This window comes from Kitasatospora sp. Xyl93, assembly GCF_055383135.1.
This window is the reverse complement of sequence record NZ_AP029185.1, coordinates 4,497,990-4,511,852: the sequence shown is the minus strand read 5'-3', so window position 1 is coordinate 4,511,852 and position 13,863 is coordinate 4,497,990. Positions and strand designations below refer to the sequence as shown.

General features: G+C 73.6%; 12 protein-coding genes. 3 read left to right on the top strand and 9 right to left on the bottom strand.

Going from position 1 to position 13,863, the window contains the following annotated elements:
- The first annotated feature begins 298 nt into the window (after window positions 1–298).
- Window positions 299–1,453, top strand: coding sequence for an alpha/beta hydrolase (locus tag ACZ5GH_RS20245; protein WP_387760497.1), 1,155 nt, complete (start codon window positions 299–301; stop codon window positions 1,451–1,453).
- 112 nt (window positions 1,454–1,565) lie between these two features.
- On the top strand, window positions 1,566–2,354 hold the full coding sequence (locus ACZ5GH_RS20240) for a ferritin-like domain-containing protein (RefSeq protein ID WP_464334943.1): 789 nt from the start codon (window positions 1,566–1,568) through the stop codon (window positions 2,352–2,354).
- Window positions 2,355–2,391: 37 nt separating this feature from the next.
- Here the strand turns inward: ACZ5GH_RS20240 and folE are convergent, their stop codons facing one another.
- The 6 genes from folE to dacB all read right to left on the bottom strand — a co-directional run bounded on the left by folE (window position 2,392) and on the right by dacB (window position 10,437).
- A complete protein-coding gene (gene folE, locus ACZ5GH_RS20235; RefSeq protein WP_387760495.1) occupies window positions 2,392–2,997 on the bottom strand; it encodes a GTP cyclohydrolase I FolE in 606 nt (201 codons plus the stop codon).
- 108 nt (window positions 2,998–3,105) lie between these two features.
- The gene (ftsH, locus tag ACZ5GH_RS20230; protein ID WP_387760494.1) at window positions 3,106–5,160 is read right to left on the bottom strand and encodes an ATP-dependent zinc metalloprotease FtsH; all 2,055 of its coding nucleotides are present in this window, start codon (window positions 5,158–5,160) and stop codon (window positions 3,106–3,108) included.
- Between the two features lie 226 nt (window positions 5,161–5,386).
- Window positions 5,387–5,941: a hypoxanthine phosphoribosyltransferase gene (gene hpt / locus ACZ5GH_RS20225; RefSeq protein WP_030059589.1), complete on the bottom strand. Its 555-nt coding sequence runs from the start codon at window positions 5,939–5,941 to the stop codon at window positions 5,387–5,389.
- A gap of 72 nt (window positions 5,942–6,013) precedes the next feature.
- On the bottom strand, window positions 6,014–7,141 hold the full coding sequence (gene tilS, locus ACZ5GH_RS20220) for a tRNA lysidine(34) synthetase TilS (protein ID WP_387760493.1): 1,128 nt from the start codon (window positions 7,139–7,141) through the stop codon (window positions 6,014–6,016).
- A gap of 284 nt (window positions 7,142–7,425) precedes the next feature.
- Entirely contained in the window at window positions 7,426–8,598 is a 1,173-nt protein-coding gene (locus ACZ5GH_RS20215) for a zinc-dependent metalloprotease (protein ID WP_387760492.1), read from the bottom strand.
- A 180-nt stretch (window positions 8,599–8,778) separates the two neighbouring features.
- Complete coding sequence (gene dacB, locus ACZ5GH_RS20210) at window positions 8,779–10,437, bottom strand: D-alanyl-D-alanine carboxypeptidase/D-alanyl-D-alanine endopeptidase (protein WP_464334942.1); 1,659 nt, start codon at window positions 10,435–10,437, stop codon at window positions 8,779–8,781.
- A gap of 76 nt (window positions 10,438–10,513) precedes the next feature.
- Here dacB and ACZ5GH_RS20205 point away from each other — a divergent pair, with 76 nt between their 5' ends.
- Window positions 10,514–11,005, top strand: coding sequence for an inorganic diphosphatase (locus ACZ5GH_RS20205; RefSeq protein WP_030059594.1), 492 nt, complete (start codon window positions 10,514–10,516; stop codon window positions 11,003–11,005).
- Window positions 11,006–11,310: 305 nt separating this feature from the next.
- On the opposite strand, the gene ACZ5GH_RS20200 is transcribed toward ACZ5GH_RS20205, so the two are convergent.
- The 3 genes from ACZ5GH_RS20200 to ACZ5GH_RS20190 all read right to left on the bottom strand — a co-directional run bounded on the left by ACZ5GH_RS20200 (window position 11,311) and on the right by ACZ5GH_RS20190 (window position 13,390).
- Entirely contained in the window at window positions 11,311–11,520 is a 210-nt protein-coding gene (locus ACZ5GH_RS20200; protein ID WP_224285507.1) for a dodecin, read from the bottom strand.
- 188 nt (window positions 11,521–11,708) lie between these two features.
- Window positions 11,709–12,668, bottom strand: coding sequence for an asparaginase (locus ACZ5GH_RS20195; RefSeq protein WP_387760490.1), 960 nt, complete (start codon window positions 12,666–12,668; stop codon window positions 11,709–11,711).
- 74 nt (window positions 12,669–12,742) lie between these two features.
- The gene (locus ACZ5GH_RS20190) at window positions 12,743–13,390 is read right to left on the bottom strand and encodes an RsiG family protein (protein WP_464334941.1); all 648 of its coding nucleotides are present in this window, start codon (window positions 13,388–13,390) and stop codon (window positions 12,743–12,745) included.
- Between the last annotated feature and the right edge of the window lie 473 nt (window positions 13,391–13,863).

The following is a 13,863-nucleotide window of genomic DNA, read 5'->3' as shown; positions in this document are numbered from 1 at the left end:
TTCATCAGGCAATGCGCATACCAAGGACCCGGAAACGGCAGGTAAACCGGGGCCGTGGTCGCGCTGCGGGTTGAGCCGGCGGTGGGAGCCGGGGGCCTGCCGCCGCGTGGCGCGGCAGGACCCTCCGGGACGCGTTACGTACGGTGGACGCCGCATTCTAGGGCGCCGGTTGCCTGCGGCTCTCCCCGCCCTTCCAGCCCGCCCGGGCGTCCGGACAGCCTAGCCGCGGTGGCCCGGCCTGACGGACCGCCAGACGATGAAGCCTGCACCGACAGTGTCCCACCGGAAGGCCGACGGCATGGAACTGACCAGCGACGCGCTGGTGAACTCGCTGCTCGCACTCGGCGTCGCGGCAGTCGTCACGACCCTGTGGATCTGGCCGAGGCTGGCACCGCAGCGCGCGCTGCCGGTGCTCGGCCGGATCGGACTGCTGACGGTCGTTCAACTCTCCGCCCTGGCCGTGCTCGCGCTGTCGGTGAACAACTCCTTCGGGTTCTACACCTCCTGGGACGACCTGCTCAGCCCGGGCGGCGCCAAGCTCGCGCTGACCAGCAACGAGAACCACAAGGGCGGCACCCCGGTCTCCGACGCGCTGGTCCAGCCCACCACCGAGGGCGGCCTGGAGACCATCACCAACCTGCCGAAGGGCCCGCCCGAGGAGGTCGGCAGGGTCGAGTCGGTCCGGGTCAGCGGCAAGGAGACGGGCTTCTCCGACCAGATGTTCGTCTACCTGCCCGCCGCGTACTTCGACCCGAAGCTCGCCCTGGTCCGCTTCCCCGTCCTGCTGGCCATCGCCGGCTACCCGGGGACCACGCTGAACCTGCTGCACGAGATCCCCCTCGCCCAGACCGCGATCGAGCTGCAGCGCTCCGGCAAGATGCCGCCGACCGTCCTGGTGATGGCCCGCCCGGCGGTCGACCCGTCCCGGGACACCGAGTGCGTCGACGTCCCCGGCGGGCCGCGCACCGAGACCTGGTTCGTCAAGGACGTCCCCGAGGCCATCCGCAGCAGCTACCGGGTCGGCCGCACGGCCGGCTCCTGGGGCACCCTCGGCTACTCCACCGGCGGCAGCTGCGCGCTGCGCCTGGCGATGCGCTTCCCGAACGTCTACGGCAACGCGGCGAGCCTGCACGGCGACTTCACCGTGCGCCAGGACAACTACACCGGCGGCGACCTCTTCAACGGCGACAAGGCGCTGGCCCAGCAGCACGACCTCGGCTGGCGGCTGCAGAACCTGCCGGTCCCGGAGCTCAACCTGCTGGCGGTCTCCACCCGCACGGAGGGGGACTACCCGCAGACCGTCCAGTTCGTCGACCAGGCCACCCGGGCCGCGGCGGCCAACCCCCGGTTCACGGTCGACTCGCTCTACCTGGACGACGGCGGGCACAACTTCGACAGCTGGACCAGGGAGATGCCGGCCACGCTCGAATGGCTGGGCGCGCACCTCGGCTAGGACAGGTGGGTGACTACCCGCCGGTCGGCCCGGCCGGCGGGCGCCCGGGGGGAACGTATCTCGACCGCCCGTCGCCCCCGGCGGGCACCGCCCCGGACCCGCAGGAGGCACCGTGCTGAGCACCCGCTCGCTCTTCGACGAGATCTACCGGAACGACCAGGCGTACCAGCTGTTCTGCAGCATCGCGGCCGGCGGCGAGGACCAGGGCGGCTGGGAGAACGAGCGGATCACCGCGCTCACCCGCGATCCGGTCCTCGCCCCGAAGATCGCCCGGCACGGTGCCGACGAACGCAAGCACGGCCGGATCTTCGCCCAGCTGCTGAACAGGCGCGGCCTGCCCAAGGTGCCCGTCCCCGACGAGGTCGACTACTGCATGCTGCTGGAGCGCCAGGGCGTCGGCCTCTCGCACGAGCGGCTGAACAGCGACGTCCCGCTGACCGACCGCGAGATCATCACCTACCTCGCGCACAGCCGGGTCACCGAGCAGCGCGCCGCCGAGCAGATGCGCCAGCTGGTCAAGGCGTACGGGGACAACCCCGCGCTCGGCCGGGCGATGCGGATGATCTCCGCCGACGAGGACAACCACCTCGCGTACTGCCACGAGGAGCTGCTGCGGCTGGTCGCCGAGGGCCACGGACCATACGTCCGGCACGCCCTGGAGGCCAGCGCCCGCGGCGAGATCCGCACCCACCGGGACGTCGGCCTCGCCGTCACCGCCCGGATGGCCCGGATCCTGCGCTGGCCGCGCTGGCAGCTCGCCCTGGTCACCCTCGGGGTGCACGCGCTCTACCTGTACGACCGCGCCTACGGCTGGCGCCGGATGGTCGCGCTGCGGATGCCCGAGCGCCGCAACGCCCTGGGCACCCCGGCTCCGCCGCACGCGGAGCGCGAGGTGCTCTGAGCGCTCCCGCGGGCCGACCGCCACCGGCGGCGGGCCCCTACCGCCCGATGATGAGGCTCATCGCCTCGGCCCGGGTGGCCGGGTCGCGCAGCTGGCCGCGCACGCAGGAGGTGATCGTCTTGGCGCCGGGCTTGCGGATGCCGCGCATCGACATGCACATGTGCTCGCACTCGACCACGACGATGGCCCCGCGCGGCTCCAGGATCCGCATCAGCGCGTCGGCCACCTGGCTGGTCAGCCGCTCCTGCACCTGCGGCCGGCGGGCGTAGACGTCGACCAGCCGGGCGAGCTTGGAAAGCCCGGTGATCTTGCCGTTGGTGGACGGGATGTACCCGACGTGGGCCACGCCGCGGAACGGGACCAGGTGGTGCTCGCAGACCGAGGTCAGCTCGATGTCCTTGACCAGCACCATCTCGTCGTGGCCGAGGTCGAAGGTGGTGGTGAGGACGTCCTCGGGCTCCTGCCACAGGCCCGCGAATATCTCCTTGTAGGCGCGCGCGACCCGGGCCGGGGTCTCCAGCAGGCCCTCGCGGTCCGGGTCCTCCCCCACGGCGAGCAGCAGCTCGCGGATGGCGTTCTCGGCCCGCTTCTGGTCAAAGGTACCGACGGCGGGCGGACCGTCGAACGTCACCGGGTCGATCATGCGGGCCTCGCTTATGTATCGGAAGACTCTGGCAGGACAGCACGGATGCCGCGCCTCCAGGGTACAAACCCTGGTGACGCGGCATCCATTCCCGTCTGGAGTGCGGGGTCAGCCCTCGGTCCGCGGCTCGGCGGCCGGCATCGGCGGGAGCTTCACGACGTCCACCGCCGCGCCCTCGCCGGAGGCGGCGCCGTTGGTGAGCGCCAGCTCCTTCGGGGACTGCACCGGAGGCCGGGTGGACGGCGTGCGGCGGGCGGAGCCCGTCCAGGCCGGCCGGGCCGGGCGCTTGACGATCGGCGCGAAGACCTCGGCGATCTGCTCCTTGTTCAGGGTCTCCTTCTCCAGGAGCTCCAGGACCAGGTTGTCGAGCACGTCGCGGTTCTCGACCAGGATCTCCCAGGCCTCGTTGTGCGCGGTGTCGATGAGCTTCTTGACCTCTTCGTCGACCAGCCCGGCAACCTCTTCCGAGTAGTCGCGCTGGTGGCCCATCTCACGGCCCAGGAACGGCTCCGAGTTGTCGCTGCCGAACTTGATCGCACCGAGGCGCTCGGTCATGCCGTACTGGGTGACCATGGCCCGGGCCGTCGCGGTGGCCTTCTCGATGTCGTTCGAGGCACCGGTGGTCGGGTCGTGGAAGACCAGTTCCTCCGCCGCGCGCCCGCCCATCATGTAGGCGAGCTGGTCGAGCATCTCGTTGCGGGTGGTGGAGTACTTGTCCTCGTCCGGCAGCACCATGGTGTAGCCGAGGGCCCGGCCGCGGGACAGGATGGTGATCTTGTGCACCGGGTCGCTGTACTGGCAGGCCGCCGCGACCAGGGCGTGGCCGCCCTCGTGGTACGCGGTGATCTTCTTCTCCTTGTCGGACATGATCCGCGTGCGCTTCTGCGGACCCGCCACGACGCGGTCGATCGCCTCGTCCAGGATGCCGTTGTCGATCAGCTTCTTGTCCGAGCGGGCGGTCAGCAGCGCCGCCTCGTTGAGGACGTTCGACAGGTCGGCACCGGTGAAGCCGGGGGTGCGCTTGGCGACGGCCGACAGGTCGACGTCGGGCGCGATCGGCTTGCCCTTCTGGTGCACCTTGAGGATGTCCAGCCGGCCCTGGAGGTCGGGGCGCTCCACCGCGATCTGGCGGTCGAAGCGGCCCGGGCGCAGCAGCGCCGGGTCCAGGATGTCGGGGCGGTTGGTCGCGGCGATCAGGATCACGCCGCCCTTGACGTCGAAGCCGTCCATCTCGACCAGCAGCTGGTTGAGGGTCTGCTCGCGCTCGTCGTGGCCGCCGCCGAGGCCCGCGCCGCGGTGCCGGCCGACGGCGTCGATCTCGTCGACGAAGACGATCGCCGGGGCGTTCGCCTTGGCCTGCTCGAAGAGGTCGCGGACGCGGCTGGCGCCGACACCGACGAACATCTCGACGAAGTCCGAGCCGGAGATGGAGTAGAAGGGCACCCCGGCCTCGCCCGCGACGGCGCGCGCCAGCAGGGTCTTGCCGGTACCGGGCGGGCCGTAGAGCAGCACGCCCTTGGGGATCTTGGCGCCGACGGCCTGGAACTTGGCCGGCTCCTGGAGGAACTCCTTGATCTCGTGGAGCTCCTCGACCGCCTCGTCCGCGCCGGCGACGTCGGCGAAGGTGGTCTTGGGGGTGTCCTTGGTGAGCAGCTTGGCCTTGGACTTGCCGAACTGCATGACCCGGGAGCCGCCGCCCTGCATCTGGTTCATCAGGAACAGGAAGACCAGGACGATGATCACGATGGGGAGCATCGACAGCAGCAGGCTGACGAAGGTGCTCTGCTTCTCCGGGCTGATGGTGTAGCCCTCGGCGAGCGTGCTCTGGTCCTTGTCGTTGACCTGGGCCTGGAGCTTGTCGGCGATGGCGACACCCTGGTCGCCGATGTACGAGGCCTGGAACTTGGTGCCGGACGGGGTCTTGCCCGTACCGGCGCTGGGCAGTGTGGCGCCGTCCCTCAGCTGGATCTTGATCGTGTTCGAGTCACCGGTGGTGATCTGCGCCGACTTGACGTTGTGCGCGTCGATCGCCGCGACGACCTGACCGGTGTCCACCGTCTTGTAGCCGTTCGAGTCCGAAACGACCTGCATCAGTACGATGACGGCGAGGACGGCCAGCACGATCCACATGATCGGCGCACGGAAGTATCGCTTGACGTCCATCCATGCGGGGCGTTGCCGCCCCGTCCCTCCTGCCACTCAACGGCGCCGGGAGGCTGTTGGGCCGCGGCGCATCCGATTGGTGCTCATGTGAAGAGCGGTTTATTGGACCGTACCGCAGTCGGACCCGCCCATGGCGGGAGCACGGCGAGACGGCTTTGGTTCTGTGTCTCCCGGGTGCAACGGGCGGGAACCGCCTACTGTTCCCGCCCGTAGCCCGAACGGGCCCTCAGCCGCCGTAGACGTGCGGGGCGAGGGTGCCGATGAAGGGGAGGTTGCGCAGCTTCTCCGCGTAGTCCAGGCCATAGCCGACCACGAACTCGTTGGGGATGTCGAACCCGACGTACTTCACGTCGATCTCGACCTTCGCCGCGTCCGGCTTGCGGAGCAGGGTGCAGACCTCGAGCGACGCCGGGCCGCGCGAGCCCAGGTTGCCCAGCAGCCAGGACAGCGTCAGACCGGAGTCGATGATGTCCTCGACGATCAGGACGTCACGGCCGGCGATGTCGGTGTCCAGGTCCTTCAGGATCCGCACCACGCCCGAGGACTTGGTGCCCATACCGTACGAGGAGACGGCCATCCAGTCCATGGTGACCTGCGAGTGCAGGGCCCGGGCGAGGTCGGCCATGACCATCACGGCCCCCTTGAGGACGCCGACGATCAGCAGGTCCTTGCCTGCGTAGTCCCGGTCGATGCGCTCGGCCAGCTCCAGGAGCTTGGCGTCGATCTCGTCCTTGCTGATGAGCACCTTCGCGAGGTCAGCGCCCATGTCGTTCTGGTCCACCGGGGATACGTCCTCAAACGTTCGGGGTCTGTGTGGCCGGCGGCCGGCTTCCCCCGGGGCATGCCCAGCCCGTCAGTCGCCCTGCCGCCGAAAGACCAGCGTGCCACACCTGCGGGTGGCCTCGACGCCCCCGGGTAGGTGCAGCGGACCCTGTCCGCGCCATCCGGTGACCAGCAGGTCGATCGTCTCCAGGTGCCGGGCGAACAGGTCCCCGGCCGGACAGCCCGCCCGCAGCGCGGCCCGGCGCAGCACCCGGCGGCGCACCGCGGGCGGCAGTTCGGCCAGTTTCACGGCGTCCAGGGCGCCGTCGCCCGTACGGAGGTCGCGTTCGGCCAGCGAGGCCCACTGGTCGAGGGCGTCGGCGTCGTCGCGGAACAGCCGGGCGGTGCGGGCCAGCGCTTCGACCACTCCGCCGCCCAGGTGCTTCTCCAGGACCGGCAGCACCTCGTGGCGGACCCGGGAGCGGGTGTAGGCGGGATCACAGTTGTGGGGGTCGTCCCAGACCGGGATCGACTGGGCGGCGCAGGCCTGCCGGGTGGCGGCCCGGTCCAGCTCCAGCAGCGGGCGGCGGTAGCGGCCCTTCTGGGCGGGCATCCCGGCCAGCGAGCGGGCACCGGAGCCGCGGGCCAGGCCCAGCAGCACGGTCTCGGCCTGGTCGTCCCGGGTGTGCCCGAGCAGCACCGCGATCGCGCCGTGGCGCTCGGCGGCCTCGTCCAGCGCGGCGTAGCGGGCGTCCCGGGCGGCGGCCTCCGGGCCCCCGGCGCGGCCGACCCGCACCGGGACCGCCTCCACCGGGTCGAGGCCGAGCGTGCGCAGCCGGTCGGCCACCTGGTCGGCGCGCTCGGCGGAGCCGGCCTGGAGGCCGTGGTCGACGGTGACGGCGCCGACCCGCAGGCCGATCTTGGGGGCCTCGAAGGCGGCGGCGATGGCCAGCGCCATCGAGTCCGCGCCGCCGCTGACGGCCACCAGGACCAGCGGCGAGCCGGGCGCGGCCGGGGTGCGGGGCAGTCCGGAGGGGTGGCGCGCGGCGTTGCCGATCAGGGTGGTGCCGACCGCGGCACCCACCAGCGGCGCCCCGGCCGGGCGCTCCCGGGGCTCGCGCACGGGCGCGGTGAAGGTGGAACCGGCCTCGGCGGCGAGGTCGGCGAGGGTACGGCGAACGGCCAGGCGTATCGCGGCGACGGCGGGGTGAGGGCCCACGGCGGAAGACTCCTCGACGGAGGGGGAACAGGACTCGCGGCGGACGCGGCGGGGGCCGCGCACCGGCATGAACGCCCGGTTACCGGGCGCTCACAGATGGTGGCAGATAGTGGCCACCCGCTACGCCACCCGCGCCCCCGGTACGACCACCGTCCCACGTTCGGGTGAATGAAGAAACGCTTCTTCACTCGTCGCCTGGCCGATTGGACCACTCGTACGAGCGGGATTGACCGTCGCGCGCCCCTTGCCGCCCGGCTCGCGGCGCGCCGACGTCCACTCGTCCCTCAGCGCGCCACCCGGGCCACCCAGGCGGCCGGATCGTGGATCTCGTCCTTGGTCGGCAGGGTGTTCGGGGAGGTCCACACCCGGTTGAACCCCTCCATGCCGACCTGCTCCACCACGCCGCGCACGAACACCGCGCCGTCCTGGTACTGGCGCAGCTTCGCGTCCATGCCGAGCAGCCGGCGCAGCAGCAGGTCGAGCCGGTTGGCGCCGCGGTCCCGGCGCTGCTGGAACTTCTCCCGGATCTCGGCGACGGTCGGCACCACGGCCGGCCCGACGCCGTCCATCACCACGTCCGCGTGGCCCTCCAGCAGCGACATCACGGCCGTCAGCCGGCCCAGGATCTCGCGCTGCGCGGGCGACTGGACGATCTCCAGCAGGTTCCCGGACGACGTGCCCTCCCGGTTGCCGCCGCCCGACAGGCCGCCGAGCGAACCCGCCGCGTCCCGCAGCCGCTCCAGCAGGGCGCCGGGGTCGACGTCCGTCTCGGCGAGGAAGGACTGCACCTCGGACTGGATGTGGTCGCGCAGCCACGGCACCGCGGTGAACTGCGTCCGGTGCGTCTCCTCGTGCAGGCAGACCCAGAGCCGGAAGTCGGACGGGTCGACGTCCAGCTCCCGCTCGACGTGCACGATGTTCGGCGCCACCAGCAGCAGCCGGCCCGGCCCGGGGCCGTCCGGCCCCAGCCGCGGCTTGTCGAACAGCGCGGCCGGGCTGTCCGGCGCCTCCGGCGGGGGCTCGGCCGGGGCGAAGGTCTCGTACTGGCCCAGCACCTTGGTGGCCAGGAACGCCAGCAGCGCCCCGACCTCGATCCCGGTGGCCTTCTCGCCCACCGCACCGAACATCCCGGCCGCCGCGCTGTTCGCCCGACGCGCCTGGAGCTTCTCCACCAGCGGCTGGACGACCGTGCGGAAGCCCGCCACGTTGGCCCGGACCCACCCGGGACGGTCCACCACCAGCACCGGCGTCGCCGCGGCCTGGGCCAGGCTGGACGAGCGCATGCCGGTGAACGCCCGCACGTGCTCCTCCGCCTCCAGGGCGTGTCGGCGCAACTCGGCGACCACCGCCGCCGCTTCCTCCCGGCTCACTTCCGGCCCCGGCCGCACCAACCTGGTCGCGGTTGCGACCGCGAGGTTCCAGTCGACCATGTCTGCACCGCCACTCGCGCTCGTCATGCCCTCACCGTACGTGCTCCCCACCGCCAACGGCAGCCACCCGCCGCCAACAGCCCTCCCCCGTCCGTCCGCGGCGCCCGGGCCGCCGGCGGCGGATGACCGCCGGCGGGCGCGGCCGGCCGGGAAGCCGTGCGGCGCCCGACCGTTCGCGGGCTCCGGGGCGGACGGGGCGGGTGCGGGTCAGTGGCAGCCGCAGGTGGTGAGGCGGGCGGCGACCCGGTCCATGGCGGCGCGGGCGGTGTCGGCGGGGGCGGGGGTGCGGGTCATGACGGCGAAGGCGAGCAGCCGGCCGTCGGCGTCGACGACGGTGCCCGCAAGGGTGTTGACGCCGCTGAGGGTGCCGGTCTTGGCGCGGATCAGCCCGGCCGCGTCGGCGGCGCCGGACCCGGAGCCGTAGCGCTTGTTGAGGGTGCCGGTGAAGCCGGCGACCGGCAGGCCGGTGAGCACCGGGCGCAGGGCGGGGTGCTGCTCGGAGGCGGCCAGCACGAGGAGTCGGACCAGGACGGCGGGCGGGATCGCGTTGCCCGGGTGCAGCCCGCTGCCGTCGTTGAGGAGCACTCCGCCCATCGGCACGCCGAGCCGGGTGAGCTCCTGGGTGACGGCGGCCGCGGCGCCCTCGAAGCTCGCCGGCTGGTGGGCGGCGAGGGCGACCTGACGGGCGATCGCCTCGGCGAGCTGGTTGTCGGAGGTGGTCAGCAGCCGTTCGACCAATCGGGCGACGGTCGGCGAGAAGACGTCGCCGAGGGGGGCCTGGCCGGTGGCGGCCGGGGTGGGGGCGGGGGCGGCGGCGGGCCTGGCCTTGCCGGTCACGGTGATGCCGCGGGCCCTGAGCAGAGAGGCGAAGGTCTCGGCGGCGGCGGCCGCCGGGTCGGCGACCCGTTCCGGCGCGTCCTCCCGGCTCTTCGGGTCCACCCTGCCCTCGTCCACCATCAGCGGCACCACCAGGGCGATGTTCTGCCCGTCGTGGTTCCTGTGCTGGGGGTTGCCCGCGTACAGCGACAGGTCGTAGTCCAGCTGGACCGTCGTGGCGCCGAGGCTCCTGAGGGTCTCGGCGGTCTGCTGGGCGAGGAGGTCCAGCGAGGCGGGGGCGGTGTCGGCGTCGACCGGCTGGCCGCCGATCTGCACCTGGTCGGCGGGCAGCGCGGTGAGCGTCGGGTCGCCGCCGCCGACCAGGACGATCGTGCCCGGGTCCGCGCCCCGGACCACCCGGGTGTGCAGCCGGGTGTCGCCCGGGATGAGGGACAGCGCCGCGACCGCGGTGGCCAGCTTGGTGGTGGACGCGGGGGTGGCCGCGGTGTTCTCCCCGGAGCCGTACAGGAGTCGGCCGGTGCCGGCGTCCGCGACGGCGAAGGTGACCTCGCCGAGGCTGTGGTCGGCGAGCGCGGGGGCGAGCACCTGCTGGAGGCCCTGCGCGGTGGGGACGGCGGCGCCCGCACCGCCGTCGACGGCGGCCAGGACGGCGCCCGGCGCGGGAGCCGGGCGTGCGCCGGGCGTACCACCGTCGCCGGCGGCGGGAGCGGCGGGCGTGGCGGATGCGGCGGCGGGCCCGGCGGCGGGCGGCGCGGCCGGACGGCCGGGCGGGGCGCCCGGGCTGTCGCCGTCGGCCGGCCGGGGCTTGGCGCCGCCCTTGCCGTGGTCGTCCTTCCGCCCGTCGTGGCCGCCCTGCCCGTCGCGGTCCTCGTCCTCGCCCGGCGCGGCGCTGTGTCCGCCCGGCGGGGGGAAGGGCTGCGCATACGCACCGCCCGAGGTCAGGACCGTTCCGACGACCAGCAGCGCCGCTCCGAACAGCCCCGCGGCCGTCCCCCCGCGGCGGCGAGCCGCCCCTCCCCCTGCTCCCACCGACCGGCCCCTTTCCCGAGCACTCACTCCCGTAGGAGACACTTGGATTCTGTCAGTCCCTACCTTGGAGGAACCGTTGGAGTTCGACGTCCTTATCGAAATCCCGAAGGGCTCTCGTAACAAGTACGAGGTCGACCACGAGACCGGCCGTCTGCGGCTCGACCGGATGCTCTTCACCTCGACCCGCTACCCGGCCGACTACGGCTACGTCGAGGGCACGCTCGGCGAGGACGGCGACCCGCTGGACGCCCTGGTCATCCTGGACGAGCCGACCTTCCCGGGCTGCCTGATCAAGTGCCGCGCCATCGGCATGTTCCACATGACCGACGAGGCCGGCGGCGACGACAAGCTGCTCTGCGTCCCGGCGACCGACCCGCGCTGGGAGCACCTGCGCGACATCCACCACGTGTCGGAGTTCGACCGCCTGGAGATCCAGCACTTCTTCGAGGTCTACAAGGACCTGGAGCCCGGCAAGTCCGTCGAGGGCGCCAACTGGGTCGGCCGCGCCGAGGCCGAGGCCGAGGTCACCGCTTCGATCAAGCGTCTGGCGGAGCAGGGCGGTCACTGAGCCGTCGTTCCGATCTCGTTCGATCGAGGGCGTTCGAGGTAGGTCGGGACAGCCCGGGGCCGGGGTTCGCGGATTCGTCCGCGGGCCCCGGCCTCCGTCGTGTCCGGGGGCGGAACGCACCCTGGGCGGCCGGCCGCCGAACGGCTGCGGCGCCACCGAGGTCGCGGCGGAGGTGGCCGCGGCGACGGCGGCCACCGGGTCCACCGCCCTCGCCGGGCGCCCGTTCACCGTCCCGCGCCGGCGGGCGCCGGGGCCGCGGTGCCCCGGGCCGGTCCGCGCCCCGGGCCGGTCAGTCCTCCAGCCGGTCAGTCCTCCAGCCGGAAGCCGACCTTCATGCACACCTGGTAGTGCTTGATCCGGCCGTCCTCCAGGTGGCCCCGGACCTGCGAGACCTCGAACCAGTCGAGGTTGCGCAGGGTCCGGGAGGCCCGCTCCACCCCGTTGCGGATCGCGGCGTCGACGCTCTCGGTCGAGGACCCGACGATCTCGGTCACCCGGTACACATGGTCGGTCATGGCGGACTCCTCAGCTGTGCGACGGCCCCCGGTCCACCGTGCACCGGCCCGGGTCCGCCCGCACCCCGACGGGCGTCCGCCGGCCCGCGTACCGCGCTCCACGGCGGGCCGACAGGCCCCAGGTGTATCGGCCCTGCGGGCCAGGACCCCCGGCGTCGCGCACCCGGCGGGAATTGGTCAGACACGGCCTAAAAGGCCGCCCGCACCTCGCCGACCGCCACGCCGCCGCCGAGCAGCGGGGCCGCGCCGATCCGCTCGACGGTCCCGTCCGCCCCGGCCACCCCGAGCCGGCGCAGCGCGGCCGCCAGGACCGGGCCGCGGGCCCGCTCGCCGCCGTCCTCGATCTTGAAGGCCAGCGCCCGCCCGTCCGGCAGCGCGACCACCTGGACGGCCTCGGCGCCCATCTTGGACAGCGCGCCCGGCACCGCCCGCATCAGCCAGGTGTCGGCCCGGCGGGTGCCGGCGACGTACTCGGGGTGGGCGCGCATCGCGTCGGCGACGCGGCGCGGCGCGCTGCCCTCGGCGGCCAGCACCAGGCCGCGGTAGCCGCGGGCCAGGCCGGTCAGCGACACGGCCAGCAGCGGCGCACCGCAGCCGTCCACCCCGGCGTGCGCGGCGGTCTCGCCGGTGGCCTCCTCCAGGGCCTCGCGGGCCAGCAGCTGGATCGGGTGGGCCGGGTCGAGGTAGCTCGCGGTGTCCCAGCCGTTGGCGGTGCAGGCGGCCAGCCAGCCGGCGTGCTTGCCGGAGCAGTCCATCAGGATCGGGGCGCGCTCGCCGCCGGCGGCGAGCAGCAGCTCCGCCTCGGTGTCGTCCAGCGGCAGGTCGGCCGGGGTGCGCAGGGCCGACTCGTCGAGCCCGGCGGAGCCGAGGATGCTCCGCACGCCATCGAGGTGAAACGATTCTGCGGAGTGGCTGGAGGCCGCCAGCGCCAGCAGCTCGCCCTCGATCGCCAGCCCGGCCCGCAGGGTGGCCACCGCCTGGAACGGCTTTGCCGTCGACCGCGGGAAGACCGGGGCGTCCGGGTCGCCGAGCGCGAACTCGACCGATCCGTCGGCTGCGAGCAGCACCAGCGAGCCGTGGTGGCGGCCCTCGACGAAACCGGAGCGCACGACCTCGGCGAGAACGGGCGCGGTGGCGGGCAGGGACATGACGGATGAGCCTTCCGGGGCGAGGGTGGTGGCCGGGAGCGAGCCGGGCCCACCGCCCGCGGCGGCTCACCCGGTCAGAGCGGCCCTCCTGCGAGCAGGTCGTCGACCCGTGCTTCCCCATCACGGTACCTGCGGGTGATCTCGGCATTGCAACCGTCCGCCGTGCGCAGCAGCCGCTGGCGCCGTCCGGACACCTCGCGCTCGTGCGCCCGCAGCCGTTCCAGGGCGGCCAGCAGCTCCTCCGCCGGGTGCGCCGCCAGGTCGGCGAGCTGGACGTCGCCCATCAACGCGTCCGCCTCCAGCCGGGACTCCAGGGTGCGCGGCGGGCCGAGGGTGACGTGCCGGGCCGAGCGCCGCACGGTGGAGGGCGTGTCGGTCAGGATGGCCGGCAGCCGGTCCAGCAGGTCACCGGGAACCAGGTCGGAGCCGGAGGGGCCGGAGGGGCCGGAGGGGCCGGAGGGGCCGGCCGCGCGGACCGGGCCCACGCCTGGCCGCCGGTCGAGTTCGGCGCGCAGGATGTCCATCCGCCCGTGCAGCAGCCGCCGCAGGTACGACAGGTCGGCCTCCTGCTCCAGGGTCTCCCGGCGCAGCACCCGCAGCTGCTCCAGGCCAAGCCGTTCCAGGTCGGGCTCGTCCTCCGCGCCCACCGCCGGACCGCACGGCTCCCCTGGGGCCCGCACCACCGGCCCGGACCGGTCCCGCGCCGCGCTGCTCGCGTCCATCACCCAACCACCTGACGTCGTCCGATCCCGCCCGCTCGCGGCACCCCGTCCCTGCCGCCGGTCCGGCCCGTCCCCCGACGGGCCGTGCGTCCCGTCCACCGGCACGCCCGGGAGCCCCCGGAGGCGCCGGTCCCCGGCCGCGACCACCCCACCGGGACGGCACGGCCGGACGCCCGACCTACCGGCTCGACCGCCCGGTCGAACCCCGGCCCGGCGCGGCGGACCTCCTGGCGCCCCGGACCCTTCGTACGGTCCCCCAGCGTGCCACCCCGCCCGGCGCGCGCGCACCGCCCGTGCACCCGAACGGCCCCCTGGCGAACGGGGGTGGCTGATATGACCGGCCCTTTCCCCAGGAAGAATGGCGCCCGATTCGGCGCAGGCGCGCACCCCACGGCGTGCGAGCCCTTCGTGCGCGCCCCTGGTGTGCGCCCTGAGGAGGCCGCTGGGGCACACGGGAAGGTACGGGAACGCGA